Origin of the sequence: Streptomyces sp. NEAU-YJ-81, assembly GCF_017592595.1 — a bacterium.
Taxonomy (GTDB): Bacteria; Actinomycetota; Actinomycetes; order Streptomycetales; family Streptomycetaceae; genus Streptomyces; species Streptomyces hygroscopicus_B.
The window spans coordinates 131759-154786 of sequence record NZ_JAGFNO010000009.1 but is presented as its reverse complement, the minus strand read 5'-3'; the positions used below and the strand labels follow the sequence as shown (position 1 = coordinate 154786).

General features: G+C 71.7%; 21 protein-coding genes. 6 read left to right on the top strand and 15 right to left on the bottom strand.

Annotated elements, in window-relative coordinates:
* Positions 1 to 79: 79 nt before the first annotated feature.
* From J5X86_RS21730 to J5X86_RS21710, 5 genes are all read right to left on the bottom strand, one after another.
* A complete protein-coding gene (locus J5X86_RS21730; protein ID WP_208518413.1) occupies positions 80 to 2179 on the bottom strand; it encodes a catalase in 2100 nt (699 codons plus the stop codon).
* A complete protein-coding gene (locus J5X86_RS21725; RefSeq protein ID WP_208518412.1) occupies positions 2176 to 2730 on the bottom strand; it encodes a type 1 glutamine amidotransferase domain-containing protein in 555 nt (184 codons plus the stop codon). The genes J5X86_RS21730 and J5X86_RS21725 overlap by 4 nt, the downstream gene beginning before the upstream one ends.
* 111 nt (positions 2731 to 2841) lie before the next feature.
* Positions 2842 to 4662: a thiamine pyrophosphate-requiring protein gene (locus J5X86_RS21720; protein WP_208518411.1), complete on the bottom strand. Its 1821-nt coding sequence runs from the start codon at positions 4660 to 4662 to the stop codon at positions 2842 to 2844.
* A gap of 108 nt (positions 4663 to 4770) precedes the next feature.
* Positions 4771 to 5736, bottom strand: coding sequence for a TIGR03557 family F420-dependent LLM class oxidoreductase (locus tag J5X86_RS21715; protein ID WP_208518410.1), 966 nt, complete (start codon positions 5734 to 5736; stop codon positions 4771 to 4773).
* 249 nt (positions 5737 to 5985) lie between these two features.
* Positions 5986 to 7182, bottom strand: a complete 1197-nt coding sequence (locus J5X86_RS21710) for a PAS domain-containing protein (RefSeq protein WP_208518409.1) — start codon at positions 7180 to 7182, stop codon at positions 5986 to 5988.
* Between the two features lie 147 nt (positions 7183 to 7329).
* Here J5X86_RS21710 and J5X86_RS21705 point away from each other — a divergent pair, with 147 nt between their 5' ends.
* On the top strand, positions 7330 to 8118 hold the full coding sequence (locus tag J5X86_RS21705) for an ANTAR domain-containing response regulator (protein ID WP_208518408.1): 789 nt from the start codon (positions 7330 to 7332) through the stop codon (positions 8116 to 8118).
* On the opposite strand, the gene J5X86_RS21700 is transcribed toward J5X86_RS21705, so the two are convergent.
* Positions 8042 to 8584 carry a hemerythrin domain-containing protein gene (locus tag J5X86_RS21700; protein WP_208518407.1) on the bottom strand — a complete coding sequence of 181 codons (543 nt, stop codon included), beginning with the start codon at positions 8582 to 8584 and terminating at the stop codon, positions 8042 to 8044. The two genes, J5X86_RS21705 and J5X86_RS21700, sit on opposite strands and share 77 nt — an antisense overlap.
* A 104-nt stretch (positions 8585 to 8688) precedes the next feature.
* On the opposite strand from J5X86_RS21700, the gene J5X86_RS21695 reads away from it, so the two are divergent.
* From J5X86_RS21695 to J5X86_RS21680, 4 genes are all read left to right on the top strand, one after another.
* Positions 8689 to 9912 carry an aminotransferase class I/II-fold pyridoxal phosphate-dependent enzyme gene (locus J5X86_RS21695; RefSeq protein WP_208518406.1) on the top strand — a complete coding sequence of 408 codons (1224 nt, stop codon included), beginning with the start codon at positions 8689 to 8691 and terminating at the stop codon, positions 9910 to 9912.
* Between the two features lie 70 nt (positions 9913 to 9982).
* Entirely contained in the window at positions 9983 to 11272 is a 1290-nt protein-coding gene (locus J5X86_RS21690; protein ID WP_243981030.1) for an MBL fold metallo-hydrolase, read from the top strand.
* Positions 11273 to 11356: 84 nt separating this feature from the next.
* Complete coding sequence (locus J5X86_RS21685; protein ID WP_208518405.1) at positions 11357 to 12442, top strand: nitrous oxide reductase family maturation protein NosD; 1086 nt, start codon at positions 11357 to 11359, stop codon at positions 12440 to 12442.
* Positions 12443 to 12453: 11 nt separating this feature from the next.
* A complete protein-coding gene (locus J5X86_RS21680) occupies positions 12454 to 13527 on the top strand; it encodes a methyltransferase (RefSeq protein WP_208518404.1) in 1074 nt (357 codons plus the stop codon).
* A 91-nt stretch (positions 13528 to 13618) separates the two neighbouring features.
* Here J5X86_RS21680 and J5X86_RS21675 read toward each other — a convergent pair whose 3' ends face one another.
* The 9 genes from J5X86_RS21675 to J5X86_RS21635 form a co-directional block, all read right to left on the bottom strand.
* Positions 13619 to 14344 (bottom strand): class F sortase, encoded by a 726-nt coding sequence (locus J5X86_RS21675; RefSeq protein ID WP_208518403.1) that lies wholly within the window; start codon positions 14342 to 14344, stop codon positions 13619 to 13621.
* Between the two features lie 149 nt (positions 14345 to 14493).
* Positions 14494 to 15048, bottom strand: a complete 555-nt coding sequence (locus tag J5X86_RS21670; RefSeq protein ID WP_208518402.1) for a hypothetical protein — start codon at positions 15046 to 15048, stop codon at positions 14494 to 14496.
* 321 nt (positions 15049 to 15369) lie between these two features.
* Positions 15370 to 15705: a TcmI family type II polyketide cyclase gene (locus J5X86_RS21665; RefSeq protein ID WP_208518401.1), complete on the bottom strand. Its 336-nt coding sequence runs from the start codon at positions 15703 to 15705 to the stop codon at positions 15370 to 15372.
* On the bottom strand, positions 15702 to 16166 hold the full coding sequence (locus tag J5X86_RS21660; protein WP_119991968.1) for an SRPBCC family protein: 465 nt from the start codon (positions 16164 to 16166) through the stop codon (positions 15702 to 15704). Before J5X86_RS21660 ends, J5X86_RS21665 begins: the two co-directional genes overlap by 4 nt.
* A 2-nt stretch (positions 16167 to 16168) precedes the next feature.
* Positions 16169 to 16426, bottom strand: a complete 258-nt coding sequence (locus J5X86_RS21655; RefSeq protein ID WP_208518400.1) for an acyl carrier protein — start codon at positions 16424 to 16426, stop codon at positions 16169 to 16171.
* Positions 16426 to 17676, bottom strand: a complete 1251-nt coding sequence (locus J5X86_RS21650) for a ketosynthase chain-length factor (protein ID WP_243981028.1) — start codon at positions 17674 to 17676, stop codon at positions 16426 to 16428. The genes J5X86_RS21655 and J5X86_RS21650 overlap by 1 nt, the downstream gene beginning before the upstream one ends.
* On the bottom strand, positions 17673 to 18941 hold the full coding sequence (locus tag J5X86_RS21645; protein WP_137967951.1) for a beta-ketoacyl synthase: 1269 nt from the start codon (positions 18939 to 18941) through the stop codon (positions 17673 to 17675). The genes J5X86_RS21650 and J5X86_RS21645 overlap by 4 nt, the downstream gene beginning before the upstream one ends.
* A complete protein-coding gene (locus tag J5X86_RS21640; RefSeq protein WP_086707435.1) occupies positions 18938 to 19345 on the bottom strand; it encodes a cupin domain-containing protein in 408 nt (135 codons plus the stop codon). The genes J5X86_RS21645 and J5X86_RS21640 overlap by 4 nt, the downstream gene beginning before the upstream one ends.
* 73 nt (positions 19346 to 19418) lie before the next feature.
* Positions 19419 to 20597, bottom strand: coding sequence for a SchA/CurD-like domain-containing protein (locus J5X86_RS21635; protein WP_208518399.1), 1179 nt, complete (start codon positions 20595 to 20597; stop codon positions 19419 to 19421).
* A 165-nt stretch (positions 20598 to 20762) separates the two neighbouring features.
* Here J5X86_RS21635 and J5X86_RS21630 point away from each other — a divergent pair, with 165 nt between their 5' ends.
* Positions 20763 to 22406, top strand: coding sequence for an FAD-dependent monooxygenase (locus tag J5X86_RS21630; protein WP_208518398.1), 1644 nt, complete (start codon positions 20763 to 20765; stop codon positions 22404 to 22406).
* Positions 22407 to 23028 lie beyond the last annotated feature (622 nt).

Below are 23028 nucleotides of genomic sequence, written 5' to 3'. Positions count from 1 at the left end.
ACGGGCGGGGGGTGTGGAGCGGAGGACACTCCGCTCCACACCCCCCGCCCGCTTACCGGCCCACCGCGCCCCGCGGAATTCAGCAGCGGACCCGCGGGCGGTCCCAGTGCCGGTGGGCCGATATCGCTTCGATGAAGGCCCTGGTGAATTCTTCGCTCGCCGCGCCCGTCGTCGTGTCCGTGACCACGCCGCGGTCCGCGCAGACGTGGCCGTGGCCGGAGGCGATGTGGAGGCCCTGCGGGTCGAGGGAGGAGAGGATGCCGACGCCTGAGCCGAGTGCGCCGATGGGTTTGCCGTGGCGGTAGGCGTCGCGGACGAAGCGCATGGCCGCGCTGTCGGAGGCCAGGTCGGGGGTGCCGGTGGGGCCGCCGGGGAGGAGGACGGCGTCGTACAGGACGGAGGCGACCGTGGGGAGGGCGCGGTCGACCGCGTAGCCGTTGCCGTCGGCGCCGACCACCTTGCCGTCGTGCGGGGCGAGGGCCTCGACGATGGCGCCCTGGGCGGTGAGTGCCTCCTGGGCCTGGGTGAGCTGGACGGTGTCCACCCCGTCCGTGACCAGTACCGCGATCTGGCGGGTGCGGATCGAGCCGTCGCCCTGGAGGTTCTCCAGGCTCAGCGCGGGCGAGGCTTGCGGCTTGTGGTTGTTGGCGCCCGGTTCCGGCATCGCCACGCCGATGCCCTGGGCCACCTGCGATGCCAGGTCGTAGTCGATCCGGGCCAGCTGCTCGACCGTGCGCTCGCGCACATGCACCGCGCCGACCTTGCCTAGCTCGAAGCGGAAGGCGTCCACGATATGGCGCTTCTCCCAGTCGCTCATGCTGTTCCAGAACAGCGCGGCCTGGCTGTAGAAGTCCTTGAAGGATTCGCTCCGCTTGCGGATCTTGTGGCCCTCGATCCGCTCCGCGTAGTGGGAGAAGGCATAGCCGTCCGCGCCCGCGAGGGCCGGGCAGCCCCCGCCGAGTGAGTTGGGGGAGTAGTTGGTGCCCTTGTGGAGCATGGTCTGGTGGTAGCCGTCCCGGTGGTTGGTCCGGGCCGGGGTGACCGGCTGGTTGACCGGGAGCTGCGAGAAGTTGGGGCCGCCCAGCCGGATGAGCTGGGTGTCCAGATACGAGAAGTTCCGGGCCTGCAGCAGCGGGTCGTTGGTGAAGTCGATACCGGGGACGACGTTCCCGGTGTGGAAGGCCACCTGCTCGGTCTCCGCGAAGAAGTTGTCCGGGTTGCGGTTCAGGACCATGTGGCCGATCGGCCGCACCGGCACCTGCTCCTCCGGAATGAGCTTCGTGGCGTCGAGCAGATCGAAGTCGAAGTTGAACTCGTCCTCCTCCGGGATCAGCTGCACCCCCAGCTCGTACTCGGGGTACTGCCCCGCCTCGATCGCCTCCCACAGATCGCGCCGGTTGAAGTCCGGGTCGCGGCCCGCGGTCTCCTGCGCCTCGTCCCACACCAGCGAGTGGACGCCCAGCTTCGGCTTCCAGTGGAACTTCACGAAGGTGCCGCGCCCCTGCGCGTCCACGAAGCGGAAGGTGTGCACCCCGAAGCCCTGCATCATCCGGAAGCTGCGCGGAATCGCCCGGTCCGACATCAGCCACATCATCATGTGCATGGTCTCGGGCTGCAGGGAGACGAAGTCCCACAGGGTGTCATGGGCGGAGGCGCCGGTCGGGATGTCGTTCTGCGGCTCCGGCTTGAGCGCGTGCACGAAGTCGGGGAACTTGATCCCGTCCTGGATGAAGAAGACCGGCATGTTGTTGCCGACCAGGTCGTAGTTGCCCTCCGAGGTGTAGAACTTCGTCGCGAAGCCCCGCACGTCCCGCACCGTGTCCGCCGAGCCCCGGGGCCCCTGCACGGTGGAGAACCGTACGAAGACCGGGGTGCGCACGGACGGATCCTGGAGGAAGGCGGCGCGGGTGAACTCCGCGCAGGACTCGTACGGCTCGAAGTAGCCGTACGCGCCCGCGCCCCGCGCGTGCACCACCCGCTCCGGGATGCGCTCATGGTCGAAGTGGGTCACCTTCTCGCGGAAGTGGAAGTCCTCCATCAGCGTCGGGCCGCGTTCGCCCACGGTGAGGGAGTCATCGGTGTGGTCGACCGCCACGCCCTGGTCGGTGGTCAGCGGTCCTTCGGCCGGGTCGGGGGCGCGGTAGTGGTCGCGCTGCCGCTCCTTGCGGTCCTCCGTCATGATGCCGATCCCTTCGTCGTCTTCGAGAACTCCTCCAGGAACGCCTCACAGAACGCCTTGAGATCATCGGGCTTACGGCTGGTGATCAGGGCGCCCGGACCGCTGGTGCAGACCTTGACCTGCTCGTCCACCCAGGTCCCGCCGGCGTTGGTGATGTCGGTGCGCAGACTCGGCCAGGAGGTCAGGGTGCGGCCGCGCAGCACATCGGCCTCCACCAGCGTCCAGGGGGCGTGACAGATCGCGGCCACCGGCTTCCCCGCGTCGAAGAAGCCCTTGGCGAAGGCGACGGCCGCCTTGTCCAGGCGCAGGAAGTCGGGGTTGGCGACCCCGCCGGGCAGCACCAGGGCGTCGTACTCCCCGACCGTGGCGTCCTTGACCACCTGGTCGACCTCGAAGGTGTCCGCCTTGTCGAGGTGGTTGAACGCCTGGATGCGGCCGGGCTTGGTGGACACCAGACGAGGGGTGCCCCCGGCGTCCCGGACCGCCTGCCAGGGGTCGGTCAGCTCGACCTGTTCCACGCCTTCCGGGGCGACGAGAAAGGCGACCTTCATTGCTGCTCACGTCCTTCCGGTCCGGGTATCGCATTCGTCCGGTGCGGCGGGTAGCCAGCGCGGACGGGGTCGAAACGGGTACCTCAGGGGTTACGGGTGGCCATGGGTACGTCAGGCGTCGTCCGTGGCCTTGTCCTCCGCGGCCTTCTTCCGGTGCGGCAGGTACTCCTGCACCTTCGCCTTCAGGCCCTGGCGGACCATGCCCGCCCGGTCCGAGTCGCCCTTGATGATCGACTCGACCGTGGCCTCCATCTGCTCCCAGGTGGCATGCGGCGGGATCGGCGGTACGGCCGGATCGGTGAGGAACTCCACGACCGCCGGGCCGTCCGTGGCCAGCGCCTCGCGCCACGCCTGCTCGACCTGCTCGGGCTTCTCCACCCGGATGCCGGTGATGCCGAGCGATTCGGCGAACCGCGCGTAGGAGACGTCGGGGAGCTCCTGCGAGGGCAGGAACTGCGGCGCCCCGCCCATCGCCCGCATCTCCCAGGTGACCTGGTTGAGGTCCTGGTTGTTCCAGACGCCGATCACCAGCCGGGGGTCCTCCCACGTCTGGCGGTACTTGGCCACCGTGATCAGCTCCGCCATGCCGTTCATCTGCATCGCGCCGTCCCCGACCAGCGCCACCGCCGGCCGGTCCGGATGGGCGAACTTGGCGCCGATCGCATACGGCACCCCACAGCCCATCGTGGCCAGCGTGCCCGACAGCGAGGCGCGCATCTCGCCGCGCATCCGCAGATGGCGGGCGTACCAGTTGGCGACGGAGCCGGAGTCGCAGGTGATGATGGCGTCGGACGGCAGCAGCGGATCCAGGCAGTGGGCCACATACTCGGGGTTGATCGGGTCGGCGGACACCTCCGCGCGCTGGGATGTCACCTCGCGCCAGCGCCGTACGGCCGAGATGATCTCCTCCTGCCAGCCGCGCGCCTTCTTGCGCTCCAGTTGCGGCAGCAGCCGGAGCAGCGTCTCGCGCGCGTCGCCGACCAGATTGACCTCGTACGGATAGCGCATCCCGATCATGTGCGGATCGAGATCGATCTGAACGCCGCGCGCCTTGCCGAACTCCGGCAGGAACTGGGCGTACGGAAAGCTGGAGCCGATCGTCAGCAGCGTGTCGCAGTCCCGCATCATCTCGTACGAGGGCCGGGTGCCCAGCAGCCCGATGGACCCGGTGACATAGGGCAGTTCATCGCTGAGCACATCCAGGCCGAGCAGCGCCTTGGCGACACCGGCGCCGAGGGTCTCGGCGATCCGCTGGACCTCCTCGCGCGCCCCGGCGGCGCCCTGGCCGACCAGGATCGCCACCCGCTCGCCCGCGTTCAGCACCTCCGCGGCCCGCTCCACCGCGGTGCTGGACGGCACCGCGGACCAGCCGCTGCGGTCCAGGCTGGAGGGCACCATCTTGAACTCATGGGTGGGCGGGGAGTAGTCCAGCTCCTGCACATCCGCCGGGATGATCACGGCGGTGGGGGCGCGGCGGGCGTAGGCGGTGCGGATCGCCCGGTCCAGGACGTTGGGCAGCTGCTCGGGGACGGTGACCGTCTCCAGGAAGTCGGAGGCCACGTCCTTGAAGAGGCTGTGCAGATCCACCTCCTGCTGGTACGAGCCGCCCATCGCGCTGCGGTGGGTCTGGCCGACCAGGGCCACCACCGGCACATGGTCCAGTTTGGCGTCGTACAGCCCGTTCAGCAGGTGGATCGCGCCGGGGCCCGAGGTGGCCGCGCACACCCCGAGGCGCCCGCTGAACTTGGCGTAGCCGACGGCGTCGAAGGCCGCCATCTCCTCGTGCCGGGCCTGGATGAACCGGGGCTCGTTCTCGGCCCGCCCCCATGCGGCGAGCAGGCCGTTGATGCCGTCCCCCGGGTAGCCGAAGACATGCTCGACACCCCACTCGGACAGTCGGGCGAGGATGTAGTCGGCCACTTTCATGGTCATGGTGGGTCATCGCTCCTCTCGGTGGTTCAGCCGTTCTCACGGTTCGGGGCGGGCCGTTCCCCGCCGGGCGCCCGTGGCGGCCCCTCAGTCGGCCCCCCGCGGCGGTTCTCAGCGGGCCACCTGCGGCAGCACCTTGGTGCGGTAGAAGTCGAAGAAGCCCCGCTGGTCGGGGCCGATCTGGTTGACGTAGACGGTGTCGAATCCGGCGTGGGCATACGCGGTCAGCGCGCCGATATGCGCCTCCACGTCATCCCCGCAGACCACCTCTTCGGCCAGCCGCTCGGGGGTGACGAGCCGGGCGGCCTGCTCGAACTGGCCCGGGGTGGTCAGCGTCGACAGCACCTCGCCGGGCAGCGCCTCGGTCGGCCACAGCCGGTGGGCGGTGCGCAGCGCCTCGGCGCGGTCCGGGCCGTAGCAGACCTTCACCCCGCCGCGGGCCGGTTTGCTGTTGCCCCCGGCGCCGCTGCCGCGCCGGAACCGGGCCACCAGCTCCGCGTCCGGGACGGTGGTGATGAAGCCGTCGCCGACCCGCCCGGCCAGCGCGGCGGCGGCCGATCCGAAGGCGGCGATGTCGATGGGCACCGGCTCCTCGGGCACCGTGTACAGCCGTGCGTTCTCCACCGTGTAGTGCTTGCCGTGATGGGTGACGCGGCGCCCCTCGAAGAGCTGGCGCATCAGCATCACGGCCTCTTCCAGCATCTCCAGCCGGATCGGCGCGGGCGGCCAGCGGTCGCCCAGCACATGCTCGTTCAGCGCCTCGCCGCTGCCCACGCCCAGCCGGAAGCGGCCCTCCAGCAGCACCGAACTGGTCGCGGCGGCCTGGGCCACGATGGCCGGGTGGGTACGGATGATGGGGCAGGTCACCGCGGTCTGCACGGGCAGGCTGGTGGCCTGCGCGAGTGCGCCGATCACCGACCAGACGAAGGGGCTCTGGCCCTGGGCCTCGTTCCAGGGGTGGTAGTGGTCGGAGATCCACAACGCGTTGAAACCGGCCTGCTCCGCCATCCGGGCCTGCTCGACGAGGTCCGCGGGCCCGTGTTCTTCGGCGGCCAGGAAATAGCCGTACTCGGTCATGGGCCCTCCTCGAGCGCGGAGCCGGCGAATGTCGGCAGATGCGACGGGTAACCGGCGCCCGGTGAAGGAAACCTCGTTTGATCCGGCGTGGGACGGGCACGTGGGGGTGCGCTGAGGACACGCGCCCGGTGCTGGGACGATCACGCGCCCGGTGTCGGGGCGGGCACGCGCCCGGTGTGCTGACGGGCACATGCCTGGTGCGGGCACGCGCCCGCGCCCGGTGTACCTACGGTTCGCCGCCCCGCCGGGTCACGCCCCGGGCGCCGGGGCGCGCGGAGCCGTACGCGGCATGGCCAGGGCGACATGGCGGGAGATCCGGTCCGCCACGCCCGCCTCCGCCATCTCGAAGGCGCCGCGCCCGCCCGTACGGAAGAGCGTGAGCGCCCCGCGGACCGGATCCGTGGCGGAGGCGCGCAGGGGTATGCACAGCAGCGAGGTGACCTCCTCCCGCACCAGCACGGGCGCACCCGTCGCGTCCCGGCCGAAGGCGTCGGCGTCGGCCGGGCTCACCCGCAGCGCGGAGACCCCGTCGGACAGCGCGTCCACCACCAGGGGGCAGTCGGCCGGGTCCTGCTCGGCCAGGGAGGCCGTACGGTCGCCCACCGCGTCCCGCGGGCCGAGCGCCACCACCCGGCGCGGGGCGCCGGGACCGCTCTCCGGGGCCAGGTCGGCGATCACCCAGTCCGCGAACCGGCCGTGCAGCACCTCCGCGGCCCTGGCCAGCACGGCCTCCGGACCGCCCCCGGCCAGCGCCACCCTCAGCAGCGCCGCCGCCATGTCGTCGGCCAGGTCCAGCAGCTCGGCATGGCGGGTCACCTCCGCCAGGTCCGGCCGGGACTCCGGGCGCCGCGCCCTGGCCGTCCCCTCGACCACCGGGGGGCCGGTCATCCCGGGCTGGAACGCCGCCAGCACCGCCGGATGGGGTTCGCCCGGCGGTCGCAGCGCGGCCAGGGTCACCCGCACCTCACCGTCGGCCGACGGCTGCGACAGCCGCACCGTCAGACTGCGGTCACCCTCGCCGCGCGCGACCGCGGCGACCTGCGAGCGCAGCGCCGCCTGACCGTCGCGCCGCAGCGAGGCGGCGAGCGGGCGCCCGGTGGCATATCCGGCGCGGGTGTTGAAGAGCTGGGTGGCGGCGAAGTTCATGCGCCGCACCACGGTGTCGCGGTCCAGCAGGACCGCCGGGACCGGCAGCCGCTGGAACAGCGCCCGCAGCAGTTGCTGCTCCTGCGGGTCGGCCCGGCCCCCGCCGGGGCTCCGGGAGGCCGCCGTCAGCCCCTCGTACCGCGGCCACAGCACGTCGGCCACATGCTGGAGCTCGAAAAGAGCGGCGTCCAGCAAGGACAGCCGCTCCTGCGCGGGCAGCGAGGCCCGCGCGGTCCGCAATTCGTCCACCCGTCTGCGGAAATCTGTGAGCTCCGCACCAAACTCCTGAGCGCCTGGCATGGGCACACCGTAGCCTGACCGGACGCGGCGGACGGCCCGGGTGTCGTTTTCCGCTCAATGCCGTGGGAAGGCGAAGAAATCGGGGCCCCGGACGGGGACGGGGCCGTAAGCGCACATCGCACCGGAGCGAAAGGAGCGGACCCGGCGATGCCCGACCGTACGCACATCCGCACGGCCTGCCAGACCGACGCGCCGTCCCTCGGCCGCGGCCTGGCCGAACTGGCCGAGCAGGCCGCCGCGGGCACGCCCGACAGTTGCGGGGCCACCGCCACCGCCGTGCTCGCCGAGGAGTCCTCCGGCGCCGCGGCCGCCGACCGGACCACGGCGGCCACCCACCCCGATCTGTCCGCGCTGGTGTCGGTCCAGATGCGCGCCGGGGAGGGCCCGATCCTCGCGGCGCTCGACACCGGCCGCCCGGCGGGCGCCGACGATCTGCTCCACGACGACCGCTGGCCGCGCTACCGGGCCCGGGCGCTGGACGCGGGCGTCCGGTCCACCGCCACCCTGCCCTTCGTCTGCGACGGGCTCACCGTGACCGTCTCGGTCTACGGGCTGCGCCCCGGCCCCCTGAAGAAGGCCGCCCAGGGCGCCACCGAGCTGCTCGGCGACCTGGCCACCGAGAGCATGGCCCGGGACCGGCTCTACCGCGCCGCCCTCGTCCAGGTCGACCAGTTGGACACGGCGCTGCGCACCCGGCCGGTGGTCGACCAGGCGTGCGGCATCGTCATGTACGTCCTGGGCTGCGACGCGGACCAGGCGTTCGATCTGCTGCGCCGGCTCTCCCAGCGGACCAACAACAAACTGGCGGAACTCGCCGAGACCGTGGTGCGCACCCGCGGCCGTGGCCTGGAGAAGGAGCTCATCGCGTTCGACCGGTCAGCCGCTCCCGGACGCGGTCGGCCAGCGTCCGGCCCGGACCGGGACCTTCCGGGCTGACCGGGGGCACGCCCTGCGCCGCGGCCGCCGCCTCACCGACGCGCAGGCCCAGCATCATCCGCTCCTCGGGCGTGAGCCGCTCCCGCAGCTCGGGGAAGACGAGATCCTCCTCGCCGCGGATATGCATGGACACCACGTCCATCAGATCCCGTACCAGCGGGTCGAACCGCCGGTCCCGGGGGTCCACGGCGTCCAGGTCGGACAGGATCCGCTCGGCCTCGGTCAGCTCCTCGATCTCCTCGTCGGCGATCCGGTCGCCGTTCGGCAGCGCCTTGCGGACCGTGGGGTACAGATAGGTCTCCTCGGCCACGGAGTGCCGCACCACCTCCACCGTCATCCGGTCGACGAGCTGCCGCCGCTGGTCGGGGTCGGTGGTGGCGCGGTACCCCTCGAAGAGGTTGCGCACCGTGCGGTGGTCCGCGGTGAGGACGTCCACCACATCGTGCTGTTCCGGCATGGCTGTCATGGCGCCCGGGTCCCCCGGCCGCCTTCCGCGAAACGGCGCCGGAGATCTGCGAAGGTGGACATACGCAGGCGGTGACGCGTCCGGCACGGGCGGAGGTGTGGCGAATGCAGCGGCAGTGGACCGCCCCGGCTCCGGCGGACCGGGACGACGGCGGGCTGCCGGTCCTCCCGGAGCTGCTCGACAGCTTCGTCGCGACGGCCGGTCACACCGCGCCGGAGCCGGTCGGCGGCTCGGCCGGGCTGCGCTCGGCGGCCTGCGGCTACTGGTCGCGGCGCGGGCTGTGGACCGACCCGGAGCATGTCGTGGTCGCCCCCGGCGCCGAGCCGCTGCTGCTGGCGCTGCTCGCCTCGGCCCCCGGCGGCGATGTGCTGCTGCCCCGCCCCTGCGCCGCCTGGTACGCGCCGCTGGTGCGGCTGGTGAACCGGCGCGCCCACCACGCGCCCGTCCCGGCCGAATGCGGTGGGCTGCCCGATCCGTTCGCGCTGCTGGAGATCGTCCGCAGGATCCGCGCCGAGGGCGGGGTGCCCAGGGTCCTGCTGCTGTCGGTGGCCGACGACCCCACCGGCACCGTGGCCCCGCCCGAGCTGCTGCACGAGGTGTGCGAGGCGGCCGTGGCCGAGGGGCTGCTGATCGTCAGCGATGAGACCTGGCGGGACACCGTCCACCATCCGCACGGCACGGTGCTGCTCAGCCCCGCCGAGATGAGCCCGGAGAACGTGATCGTGCTCTCCGATCTGGTGGGCGCCTTCACCCCGGCGGGCTGGCCCGCCGCGATCGCCCGGTTCCCGGCCACCGAGCGCGGTGTGGAGCTGCGCGGCCGGGTGCTGTCCCTGCTCACCGCCGTACGCTCCGGGCTGCCCGCGTCCATCACGGCGGCCACCGCGTACGCCCTCGGCGAGCCCGAGCCGGTCCGGGGCCGGATGGCCGCCGCGGCCCGGGCGCACGGGGCCGTGGCCGCGGCCGCCTACCGCGCGCTGACCGCCGTCGGGGCGCTGGCCCGCCCGCCGCAGGCCGGCCGCCATCTCTACGCCGACCTCGACGAGCTGCGCGGGGTGCTCGCCGCCCGTGGCATCACCGACTCGGTGGAGCTGGAGCGCGAGCTGGTGCGGCGGATCGGCCGGAGCGTGGCCGGGGGTCATCGCTTCGGCGACCCCCCGCACACCCTGCGGCTCCGGCTGGCGACGCTGCCGCTGCTCGGGGCGGCGGAGGAGTCGCGGCTGCGGGCGCTCCAGGCGCCGGATCCGCTGGAACTGCCCCATGTGGCCGCGGCGTTGGCCGCCTTCGAGACGGCCTTCCGTGACCTGATCGAGGACGGTCCGGTGGCCTGAGCCGCCCGGGACCGCCGCCATGACGCGCCGGCACGGAAGGGCCGGACCAGAGAGAGAAGGGAGCCAGGCCATGACCGACCACGCCGAGCAGGCCGACCCGGCGGAACCGGCCGAACGGCCCCGGCCGTTCCCGGCCAGACCCGAGTCGGCCGCCCCCGGTCCGGTCGCCTCCGAGGCGGCCACTTCCGAGCCAGCCAGACCCGGTCCGGTCGCCCCCGAGTCGGCCACTTCCGAGCCAGCCACCTCCGGTCCGGCGGCCCCTGATCCGGTCGCCCCCGAGTCGGCCACCTCCGAGCCGCCGAGCCCCGATCCGGCTGCCCCCGATCCGGCCGCCCCCGAGTCGCTCACCTCCGAACCGGCCGCCCCCGGTCCAGCCACCCCCGAGCCGACCGCCCCCCGTCCGCTGTACGAGATCCGCCGCTGGCCGCCGTCGTTCGCAGATCGGCTCACCTCCCCGCTGCCCGGGGTGCGGGCGGTGGCCCGGCTGGCTCGGGAGGGGCGGCTCAGACCGTCCGTGGAGTCGCTCCGCCAGATCCCCGAGCTGCCCTTCGAACCGGGGCCGCTGCCGCTCCCTGTCCCCGGCCGGACCGCGCTCACCTGGGCGGGACACGCCAGTTGGGTGGTGCGGATCGGCGGGCTCACCGTGCTCACCGACCCGGTCTGGTCCCGCAGGATCCTCGGCACCCCGGCCCGGGTCACTCCGGTGGGGGTCCGCTGGGAGGATCTGCCGCCCGTCGACGCGGTCGTCATCAGCCACAACCACTACGACCATCTGGACGCACCCACGGTCAAACGGCTGCCGAGGACGACGCCGGTCTTCGTCCCGGCCGGGCTCGCCGGCTGGTTCCGGACCCGCGGATTCACCCGGGTGACCGAGCTCGACTGGTGGGAGGCGGCCGAACTGCCCGGCGAGGACGGCCCGGTCCGCTTCGACTTCGTCCCGGCGCACCACTGGAGCAAGCGCACCCTCACCGACACCTGCCGCTCGCTGTGGGGCGGATGGGTCATCACCGCGCCCGGCGGCCGACGGGTGTACTTCGCCGGGGACACCGGCTACGGCCACTGGTTCCGGCAGATCGGCCGCCGCTACCCGGGCATCGATCTGGCGCTGCTGCCCATCGGCGCCTATGAGCCGCGCTGGATGCTGGACGGGGTGCACACCGATCCGGAGGACGCCGTACGGGCGCATCAGGACCTGGGGGCGCGGGTGCTGGCGCCCATGCACTGGTCGACCTTCCTGCTCTCGGCCGAGCCGCCTCTGGAGCCGCTGCACCGGATCCGCGCGGCCTGGGAGGCCACCGGCCGCCCGCGCGAGGAGCTGTGGGATCTGCCGGTCGGGGCCTCGCGCGTGCTCGAATAGGGGGCCAAGTGGGGGAATACGGCGCAAAGGTGACAGGTAGATCATAAGTGGCGAGTGGTGCGGAGCGCACCTAGCTTCCTGTTCATGCGCACTCCGAAACTTCGTCACCTCGCCGGCCTCACGGCCGTCCTCGTCATCGAACTCGCCCAGCTCCCCGGAGCCCACGCCGCCCCCGTCGACCCCGCCGGCCAGGCCGCGACCCGCCATGTGGTGCAGCCGGGCCAGTCCGTCCAGGCCGCCGTGGACGCCGCCAAGCCCGGCGACACCATCGAGCTCCGGCCCGGCACCTACCGGGAGAACATCCAGATCACCACCGACCGGCTGACCCTGCTCGGCGCGGGCGAGAGCACCGTGCTCTCCCCGGCCGCGAAGCCGTCGGACAACGCCTGCGGCGCGGCCGGTCACGGCATCTGCGTCACCGGGACGGCCGAAGACCCCGTCTCGGATGTACGGATCGGCTCACTGAAGGTCACCGGCTTCGCCAAGAACGGCATCTGGGGCTCCGGCACCGACCGGATGACCGTGCGGGACACCGTCGCCGAGGACAACGGCCAGCAGGGCATGGGGCAGGAGATGTCCACCCGCGGCACCTTTGCCGACAACGTCTCGCGGAGCAACAAGCAGTCCGGCATCTTCCTGGCCAACACCATGGACGCCGAGGGCGGCGCCACCGACGCCCTGGGCACCCTGGTGGCCGGTAACCAGCTCAGCGGCAACCGGACCGGTGTCGTGGTCCGCCGGCTGCGCGACCTCACCGTCGAGCGGAACACCGTCACCGGCAACTGCGCCGGGGTGTTCGTCGTCGGCGACGAATCGACCCCGCGCGCCGGGGACCTGAACGTCCGCCACAACTCCGTGTACGAGAACAACGCCTACTGCGAGGCCACCGACCGGCTCCCCTTCATCCAGGGCGCGGGCATCGTGCTCACCGGCACCGAGGGCACCCGGGTGACGGGCAACCAGGTGACCGGCAACGTGGGCACCTCGCCCATGTCCGGCGGGATCGTGCTGTTCACCAGCACCGTGGGCGCCCCCAATGCCAAGAACGCCATCAGCCGCAACGTGATGAGCGGCAACAAGCCCGCCGACCTGGCCGACCGGGACAAGGGCCCCGACAACACCTTCACCGACAACGTGTGCGAGCTGTCCGCGCCCACGGGCCGGTGCTGAGAGGCGACGTCATGACCACTGTGGACACCACCACCCCCGCGGCCGCGGCACAGCCCCCACCGGCCGCGCTCCCGCCGCCCATGCAACTGCGGGAGATCGTCTTCGGCGCCGCACGGGCGGCTTCCGTGCGTGCCGCGGTCCGGCTGCGGATCGCCGACGCGCTGGGCGAGCAGCCCGCCTCCATCGGCGAACTGGCCTCCGCCGTGGACGTCGAGCCCGATCCGCTGCGCCGGCTGCTGCGCTCCCTGGCCTGCTGTCAGATCTTCGCCGAGACCGCGGACGGCCACTTCCGGCACACCGAGATGTCCCGACTGCTGCGCGAGGACACCCCGGGCAGTCTGCGGAACATCGCCCTGTGGTGCACCGAGCCGTGGACCTGGGAGGCGTGGCCGCTGCTGGACCGGGCGGTACGCGGCGGCGGCTGTGTCGTCAATGAGATCTACGGCAAGGACTTCTTCGCCTATCTCCATGAGGACGCGCCCGAGTCGGCCCGGGTGTTCGACGCCGCGATGACCACCTCCAGCCGGCAGTCCGCCGCCGATGTCGCCGCCTTCCTCGACCTCGACGGGGTCAAGGACGTGGTGGACATCGGCGGCGGCCAGGGCCATGTGCTGGCGAGCCTCCTGGAGCGGCATCCGGCGCTGCAGGGCGCGCTGCTGGACCTGCCGCAGGTGGTGGCCAACGCCGATCCGCGGCTGCGGGACGGCGGGCCACTGGCCTCGCGGGCGACGCTGGTGTCCGGCGACTGCCGTCGTGAGGTCCCCGTCGAGGCCGACCTCTACATCATCAAGAACATCCTCGAATGGAACGACGAGAGCACCCGCCGGACGCTCGCCAACGTGGTCGCGGCGGCGCGGCCCGGCGCCAGGGTGGTCGTCATCGAGAACCTCGTCGACAACAGCCCCTCCTCCTTCACCACGGCGATGGACCTGTTCCTGCTGCTCAACGTGGGCGGCCGGAAGCACACCGAGGACAGCATGGTGACGCGGATGACCGAGGCCGGTCTGAATGTGACCGACATCCGGCCGGTCAACGGCGCGCTGCACGCCTTCGACTCCACGGTGCCCGCCACGGGCCGCCGCTAGCCGCATACGCCACGCACGGTGCCCGCGTCGTCCGTCCTCGACGACGCGGGCACCGTGGTGTGTGCTCGGCTTGTTTGTTGTCGTTGGTCCGTCAGCTGTAGCGGTACGAGCTGAGGTGTGCGAACACCACCACATTGGCCGTGTAGTCCTTGGCCGTGTGGTCATAGACCCCGCCGCAGGTGATCAGCCGCAGCTGGGCGTTGGGGGTGTCCCCGTACACCTTCTGGTCGGGGAAGGCGTTCTTCTTGAACGTCTTGATCTTGTCGACGACGAAGGTCGCGACGATCCCGTCCTCGCGGGTGATGGCCACCTTGCCCTGCGGCTTGAGCTGGCTGAGGGTGGCGAACACCGCCGGGCCGACCTTGGTGTCCACGTGCCCGGCCACGATGGCGTTGCCGCGTTCACCGGGGGAGGGGCCGCCCTCGTACCAGCCCACCAGGTTCTGCTCGGTGTCCGGAGGCGGGACCAGCACACCCGACGCGTCCAGCGCGAGGGGGGTGAAGGGCGCGCTCACGCCGATCGAGGGGATGTCCAGATGGGACGCGGGGGAGCGCGGCAGCGCGGGTCCGGGACGGGACTCGGGGGCGGCCGTCGAATCCGGCGAGTCCGAGTACTCAGCCTCGACCGAAGTATCGCTCTCCGGTTCGGAGATGGACGCGGGGGAACTGGCCGCGGGCCGGGCCGACGCCGGGGTGTTCTGGGAGGCGGCGTCGACGGAGTTGTAGATGAGGAATACGCCGATGAGGGCCGACGCGGCTCCCCAGCGGAGGATGCGGGTGTTGCTGTCGGCAGCGCCCTGCTTGGCCGGCTTTCCCATAGGGGTGTTCGCCTTTCTCACAGCGCCTTTCGGTGTCTTTCTCGCGGTACTTTTCTCACAGCCGCTTTTTCACAGCGCTCGTGGCGCTGCCGTGGCACCACCGCTCGGCGGAGGTGCCACGGCAGCACGGAATTACGAAAGCGTCAGACTCAGATAGCGGTGCCGGTCGGCTTGCGACGACGCAGGGCGTAGGCGCCGGCGCCGAGACCGCCGAGGAGCAGGACGGAACCGGCGGCCATGCCGCTGCCCGTGGTGGCCAGGCCGCCACCACCGGTGTGGACGCCACCGCGCGGCTTGTCGCCCTTCTCGTGGTCCTTCCAGGAGCCGCCGGACCACTCGTGGTCGTCCTTCTTGCCGTCCCACTCGTGGTCGCGCTCCCGGCCCTCGTCCTCGTCCTTGCCGTGGGAGGAGGACCAGTCGCGCTCGCCGCCCTCGTCCTTGCCCTTCATCTCTTCCTTGCCGTGGTCTTCCCGGCCGTCCTCGCGACCGTGGTCTTCCCGGCCGTCCTCGCGGCCGTGGTCGTCCTTGTCCTTCCAGGAGCTGCCGCCCTGGCCGTAGCCGTCCTCGGAGGACTCCTGGCTGCTCGAGTACCCACCGTGACCGCCCGGGTCCGAGACGTCGGCGGCGAACGCGGCGGCGGGGGCGCCCAGGGTCAGGGTGGCGGCAATCGCCGCCCCGGTGAAGAGTGCGCGAGTAGATCGCATGAGTCATTCCTTCCGGCGCCGTCGCGATACTGACTATTTGCCAGATAAAGGGATCGCATCGGCGTCTTGTCCACCGTCAGCGAAGAGGGCTCCCCCTGCCACTCGGCGCGGCCTGCGATCTGCTCTGTTGTAAGCCCTCTGGGTGTAGATAAGCGCAATGATCACTCATTTGCCGCGCGAATGGACTGACGTCCTTTCACCTTTTCGGCAGACATCATTCCGATGAGCCCAGTAGTGTGAGATTTTCGCTGACGGGGCATAAGGAAAGGGCCGCCGGGAGTGTGAACTCCGTCGGCGGCCCCGTGCGGCGGGACGCGTCCGCTAGCTTCCGTCGCGCTCCCAGCGGTAGAACTCATGCGCCATGGCGTCCTTGGGCTCGCGCCAGGTCGCCGGGTCGTACGCCTGCATATACGGCTGGAGACGGGCGCTGATGTCGCGGAACTCCGGGTGCTTGGCGTACTTGGTGACCTCGGTGGTCGGCGGCCGCTCGGCCTCGACCAGATGCAGATACACATCGCCGAACTGAAAGAGGCTGCGGCCGGTGACGCCGATCAGCTTGGGGAGTTCGCCGCGGTCGGACTCCGCGAAGATCTTGGCGACCTGGGGGGCCGCGTCCCGCTGCATCTTGGCGACGATCATGGTGCGGTACCTGCTCATGCCCTCACCGTCTCCCGGGCCCGCTGCTCGATCTTGTCCCGGATCAGATCCATCTGGATACGGGAGTTGCGGTTGATGTGGTCGGTCATCGTGGGGTCGTCGACCGGCGCGTCGGGCCGCATCTCGAAGTCCTGGGTCCAGCGCATGCGGGTGCCCTCGGACTCCTCCTCGTACTCCCAGCGGATGTTCATGTACGCGAAGGGGCCGGGCTCGACGCGGCGGGCCCATACCGTGCGCACATCGCGGGCCGTCTCCCGCTCCGAGACCCAGCTCCAGACCTTGCCGTCCTCATCGGGGTGCATGGTGAGGCGGAAGGTGGTGGTGTCCCCGGTCCGCTGGAGCACCTCGACCGCGGCGTACTCGCTGAACAGCTGCGGCCAGTTCTCCAGGTCGTTGGTCATGTTCCAGACGAGGTCGAACGGCGCCTTGATCATGACCTCGTTGTCGGTGTGGCCTGCCATCTTCATGCTCCTGGGGTAAGTGAGGTGTTGATGACGTCGAGGAAGTCCCCGGGGGTCTTGCAGCTTTCGGCACCCGGCTCGATCGGGGTGCCGTACCGGTTCTCCAGCTCACCGACGATGGCGAGCAGACCTAGCGAGTCCAGGCCGTACTCCTCGAAGGTGGAGTCCGGCCGGGTCTGCATCATGTCCGGATCGACGGTGAGCCCGGCGCACCGCTTCATCAGCGTGGCCAGTTCCCCGTAGGACAGTTGACTGGACATCAGTAATCTCCTTCCGGTCCGCGGAGCACGAGCGCCGCGTTGCAACCCATGAGCCCTCGGCTGAGCACCAGCGCCGTCCGCGGCTCGGCGGGGCGGGAGCTGCGGGTGACCAGGTCGAGCTCATGGCAGACGTCGGTGACGTACGGGGTCGGGGGCACGACGCGGTGCTCCATGGAGAGCACGGCGGCCACCACGTCGAGCGTGGGGGCCGCGCAGTGCGCCCGGCCGAATCCGGTCTTCGGCGCGGTCACCGGGACCCGCGTGCCGTGCGGCCCGAGGGCGTCGGCGATGGCCAGCGCCTCGGCGCGGTCGGCCTCGGGCACGCCGAGGGCGTCGGCGAAGACCATGTCGATCTCCTCCGGCGCGCACTCCGCGTCCTCCAGGGCGACGCGGATGGCCTGGGCGAGCCCCTCCCGGGACCGCTCCCAGCGGGAGGCCCCGGTGAAGGTCGAGCCGTACCCCGCGATGAAGCCCCGGATCCGCACCCCGCGGCGCCGGGCGGCCCCCTCCTCCTCCACGACCAGCATCGCCCCGCCCTCCCCGGGCGCGAATCCGCAGGCGTCCTCGGTGAACGGCAGATAGGCCCGGCCCGCGTCGCGGGCCCGGCTGAGCTCGTCCCAGCCGAGCATGCAGACGATGGAGTACGGGGCCAGCGATGCCTCGGAGGCGCCGGCCACCATCGCGTCCGCCCCCCGCCGGATGGACCGGCGGGCGTGCGCGAGCGCGTCCAGACCGCCGGCCTCGTCGTTCGCCACCACCCCGCAGGGGCCCTTGAACCCGCCGCGGATGGAGACCTGGCCGGTGCTGGCCGCGTAGAACCACGCGATGGACTGGTACGGGCCCACATAGCGCGGCCCCTTGCCGTAGAGCTGCTGCAGCTCGCGCTGGCCGAACTCACCGCCCCCGGAACCGGAGGCGGTCACCACGCCGACCGCGAACGGCGACATGTCGTCCACCGGCAGCCGGGCGTCGTCCAGCGCGAGATCGGCCGAGGCCATCGCGAAGTGGGTGAAGCGGTCGGTCTGGACGAGGAAGCGCTCCTCGATCATCGAGCCCGGATCGAAGCCGCGGACCTGGCCGCCGATCCGGACCGGGAAGTGCCCGCTGCCCTCGCGGGAGATCCGGTCCAGGCAGGGGATCCCCTCCCGGGTCGCCTTCCAGAAGGCGTCGGTGCCCACCCCGTTGGGGGCGATCACACCGATGCCCGTGATGGCCGCGCCCCGGTTCCGGGTGTTCATCGCCGCGTTCATGCCGCCCTCCCGTCCGTCCGGCCCAGCACCACCGCGGACTGGAAGCCGCCGAACCCGCTGCCGACCGACAGCACATTGCGCAGCGGGAGGGCGCGGGCGGTGCGCGGGACATAGTCGAGGTCGCATTCGGGGTCGGGGGTCTCGTAGTTGGCCGTCGGCGGCACCACGCCATGGGCGAGCGCCATGGCGCAGGCGACCACCTCGATGGCGCCGATCGCCCCCAGCGAATGGCCCACCATGGACTTGATCGAGCTCATGGGGGTCTTGTACGCGTGCTCGCCCAGGGACCGTTTCACGGCCGCCGTCTCATGCCGGTCGTTCTGCTTGGTGCCCGAGCCGTGCGCGTTGACGTAGTCGATCTCGTCGCTGTTGACACGGGCGTGGCCGAGCGCGTGGTCGATCGCCTCGGACATCTCCAGCCCCTCCCGCGTCAGACCGGTCATGTGGTACGCGTTGCCGTAGGTGGCGAAGCCCCGGAACTCGCAGTAGGCCCGCGCCCCTCGGGCCCGGGCGTGCTCCAGCTCCTCCAGGACCAGCACGGCGGCGCCCTCGCCGAGGACGAAGCCGTCCCGGTGGGCGTCGAACGGCCGGGAGGCGGTGGCCGCGTTGTCGTTGTTCGCCGAGGTGGCCTTGATCGAGTCGAAGCAGGCCACGGTCAGCGGGGTGATCGGCGAGTCCGCGGCCCCGGCGATGCACACATCGGCCCGCCGCTCCTCGATCGCCTGGAAGGCGTATCCGATCGCGTCGAGACCGGAGGTGCAGCCGGTGGAGACGGACTGCACGGGGCCCTGCGCACCGGTCAGTTCCGCCACCCCGGAGGACAGCGCGCTCGGGGAGAACGCGTGCTGCAGATGCGGACCCGCCTTGCGGTGGTCCACATCCCAGTGCTCTCCGGCATCGCTGACCTTGACGTAGTCCTGCTCCAGCCGGGTGGAGGCGGCTACCGCGCTGCCCAGGGAGACCCCTATCCGCCAGGGGTTGAGCGCCTGGAGGTCCAGCCCGGAGTCCCGGACCGCTTCCTTGGCCGCCACCAGCGCGAACTGCACATAGCGGTCGGAGCGTTCGATCTGCTCGAAGGTCAGACCGCCGGCCAGCGGGTCGAAGTCGCATTCGGCGGCGATCCGGGAGCGGAACCGCTCCGCGTCGAAGAGCGTGATGTTGCGGGTGGCCGTACGGCCCGCGGTGAGCATGTCCCAGAACGCCGGAACGCCCACGCCCCCGGGGGCGACGACGCCGAGCCCGGTGACCACCACCCGTCGGGTCACGACGTCGCCTCGGCGGGTTCGGCGGACTCCGTGTCCACATGGCCGAGCTCGGGGCGCGGTGCCAGGGGGCCGAGGTGGAAGACCATCCGGGCCTCGGTGCTGCCCACGTTGCGGAACCGGTGACGCACGTTGATGGGGATCAGGAGCGCCTGGTCGGGGCGGAGCGGATGCGCCTCGCCGTCCAGGTCCACCTCCATGTCGCCGCTGACGACGTACACGAACTCCTCGGAGTACGGGTGGTAGTGCTCGGTGACCCGTTCACCGGGCCCCACGATGGCCATCCCCATGAAGCCGCTCGTGGCGCCCACCAGAGGCGGTGTGAGCATGGCGCGCACATCGCCACCGCGTCGGCGGTTGGGGGCGACCGCGGCGAGGTCGACGACGAGAGGGGACTGCGTGGTCATGATGAGTTCCTCCAGGTAGCGTTGCGCGGTCCGCGCCACAGGGGGTGGGAAGGTGCGAAGGGGAAAGGGGTCGTCAGTGGTCCGCCGCTTGGCGGTCGGTGATCGGGGTCATGTCGCAGTCGGCGAGGAAGCGGCGCAGCCCGTCGTCCACGGACAGGTCGATCACCGCCCCGTCCGCCCCGAGGTCGAGCAGGCGGCCCAGCACCGCGGCCGCCCGCCGTCCGCTCACACCGGCCGCCATGGCCGGATGCCGGTCCAGCGGCACGCTCATGTCCACCAGCCGGACCACGATGTCGTCACGCTGGAAGATGGTGCTGCTCAGTAGGGTCTTCGCGGACTGCTCCGCGGTCATCTCCTTGTTCACCGCCAGCTCGTCCTGCCGGGCCAGCAGACTGGCCACCGCCGGTCCGCAGCCGGCCTTGACCGGGTAGAGCAGGGCGTGCCGGTGGACGCCCTGGGCGGGACGCGGGCCGCCGGCCGTCATGTGGTGGACCACCGGAAGCGACGCCCGGGCGAAGAACTCCCGTGCCGAGCTCGGGTCGTCGAGGTTGCGGTCCTCCTCCAGATACGGATTGATGGCGGCCTCGACGGCCTTGATCTCCGGCTGCCGGGCCACGAAGCGCAGCGCCGCGGTCAGATCGCCCTTGACCTCCACGGCCCGTACGACCCGGTTGCCGCTCATGAAGACGGAGGTGCGGGAGAGCCGGGTGGTCTGGTCGACCCGTGCCTCCGGTGAGGCGTAATCGGCGAGGATCTTGGCGACGGTGTCCTCGCTGCCGGAGTTCACGGTGAAGGTCAGCGCCTGCCGGACCAGCCCGTCGCCGACCCGCAGCGCGGCGTCGACACCCCGGGTGGTGACATCGACCGGCGCGGATCCGGCGGTCAGGGTCTCCCGCAGAATGCTGAACCGCAGCGAGCGGGTGTCCTCGACACAGCCGTGGAAGGGCTTGACCATCTCCCGGTGCGCGGGAGAGTCCACCCAGGCCAGGAAGGGAGGGGCGCTTTCCCATTCGCTGGTGATCAGCCACTGGGAGGGATTCTCGATCGACTGGCAGAGCTGGTCGCTGATGTGCCCGGGCACCGCGGCCACCTGCTGGGACAACTGATCATAGGCACGCAGAAAGCGCTGCTCGGCACCGCTGTTGACCTGCACCAGCAAGATGACGCGCAATCTGGTGTCGGTGAGCGCGGATTCCACGGTCGTCGGTGATGGGTTCACCGTGGTCTCCGGAATATCGGACAGGGTGCTCATATTCCACTCCTTATTTCGCGGACGCGTCCTTCCGGGCATCGAGGACACCCGCCCGTTAGACGATCGTGGGGCGCACCCACCAATGGCGCGAGATATGTGAGCCATCCGAGCGAACGCCTCGTCAGCGTCTCGGAAGAGCCCGGAAACACCGGGCATAGCAGCACAATGAACCGTCTTGCCGACAATGCTGAGCGTGTGCCCGTCCTCATCGCGGGCGGCTCCCTGGTGGGCCTCTCCGCCTCACTGTTCCTGGGCCGACTGGGGATCGGTCATCTACTGGTCGAAAAACACCCGCGCACCTCGCACCACCCGCGCGGACGGGGGAACAACATCCGGACGATGGAGCTGTTCCGCACCGCCGGAGTGGAGTCCGCGATCCGCGAGGCCGCGTCCGTCCTGGCCGACAACCACGGAATCCTGCAGACCCCGTCCCTGACCGGCACGGAGGGCGACTGGCTCTTCCGGGAGATGGATCCGGGTGGCAAGGCCGCCCGGATCAGCCCCGCCGGATGGTGCCTGTGCAGCCAGAACGACCTGGAGCCCGTGCTGCTGAGCGCGGCCCAGGACCTCGGCGGCGATCTGCGGTTCTCCACCGAGCTGATCTCCTTCGAGCAGGACGCGGACGGGGTCACCGCCGTGCTCCTGGACCGCAGGTCCGAACGGCGCTCCACGGTCCGCGCCGACTACCTCATCGCCGCCGACGGCCCCCGCAGCCCGGTGCGCGAGGCGCTCGGCGTCGAGCAGAGCGGACGCGGCGAGCTGTTCCACAACGTGTCCATCACCTTCCGCGCCAAGCGGCTCGCGGACGCGGTCGGGGACCGCCACTTCATCGCCTGCTACCTCACCAACCCCGAGGCCGACGGGGCGCTGCTGCCCGTCGACAACCAGGAGCAGTGGGTCTTCCACGCCCCCTGGCACCCCGAGCGAGGCGAAGAGCTGGAGGAGTTCACCGACGAGCGCTGCGCCAAGCACATCCGTACCGCCGTCGGCATGCCCGACCTGGAGGTCGAGGTCACCGGAAAGGCGCCCTGGCACGCGGCCGAGCGGGTGGCGGACCGCTACTCCGACCGCAGGGTCTTCCTCGCCGGGGACTCCGCACACGAGATGTCGCCCACCGGCGCCTTCGGCTCCAACACCGGTATCCAGGACGCCCACAACCTGGCATGGAAGATCGCCGCCGTCATGGGCGGCTGGGCGGGCTCCGGGCTGCTGGAGACCTACGGCATGGAGCGGCGGCCGGTCGCCCAGGCCACCAGCGCCCGCGCCGCCACCCGTTCGGCCGAACACAGCCACCCCGGCTATTCGGCGCCCGCCAGCGAGGGCCAGGGCCCGCAGAGCAATGTCATGGCCGTCGCCATGGGCTACCGCTATGTGCGCGGCGCGGTCGTCGGCGCCGACCCCGCCGCGCCCGCGGTGCCCGACCACTTCATGGTCTCGGCCGAGCCCGGCAGCCGCGCGCCCCATATGTGGGTGCACCGCTGCGGGGTGCGGCTGTCCACCCTCGATCTGTACGAGCGCACCTGTGTACTGCTCACCGGGCCGGGCGGGGCCTCCTGGTACGAGGCGGGCCACCGCGCCGCCGACGCCCTCGGCGTACCGCTGGACTGCTACCGGGTGGGCGGCGGACCGGACCATGAACTCGCCCCCGAACCGGGCGTGGACTGGGCCGAACTGCACGGCACCGCCCCCGACGGAGCCGTCCTGGTCCGCCCCGACGGCTTCGTCGCCTGGCGGGTGGAGCGCTCGGTGCCCGACCCGGAGGCCGCGTTGACGCGTGCGCTGCGCGGGGTACTGAGCCTGGACGGCTGACCCCGCCTTCCCGGGCGCCACCCGCCCCCGGTCGGCGAGACGCCGCGCCGACCGGGGGCGGCGAGCCCCGCCGCAGAGACGCCCGGACGGGCCCCGGGTCTCCGGCCCCGGGCTTCCGGGTCCCCGGGCTTCCGGGCTTCCGGGTCCCCGGGCTTCCGGGCTTCCGGTCCCCGGGCCCGGAGACGCGGGTCCGGGTCGGGGGCGGGGGCGCCTGCGGCGGGCGAGCCCCCCCGCCCCTTCCCGAAACAAGGGGCTCCGCCCCTTGACCCCGCTGGGGCTGTGCCCGGAACCTCGCTGGGGCTGTGCCCGGAACCTCGCTGGGGCTGCGCCCCGAACCCCGCCGGGGCTGCGCCCCGAACTTCCGTGTCGGAGCCGCCCAGACCCCGCGGGGGTCCAGGGGCGGAGCCCCTGGTATCGGGAAGGGGCGGGGAGGGGAAAAATCCGCCGGACACCCCGTAAGGGGCAGACGTCGGGCGGCGGCGATCCCCGTTGCCGGGAGGCGCTGTTGGGCGCAGGGTCTGGTGGCTCGGCCATGGGTGCGCCCGGCGGTCGCCGAAGCGGCGGGGCCGGGAAGCGGGGTATCGCTTTCCCGGGTGCCCCCGTGGCGCGGGGGTCGCGGGAC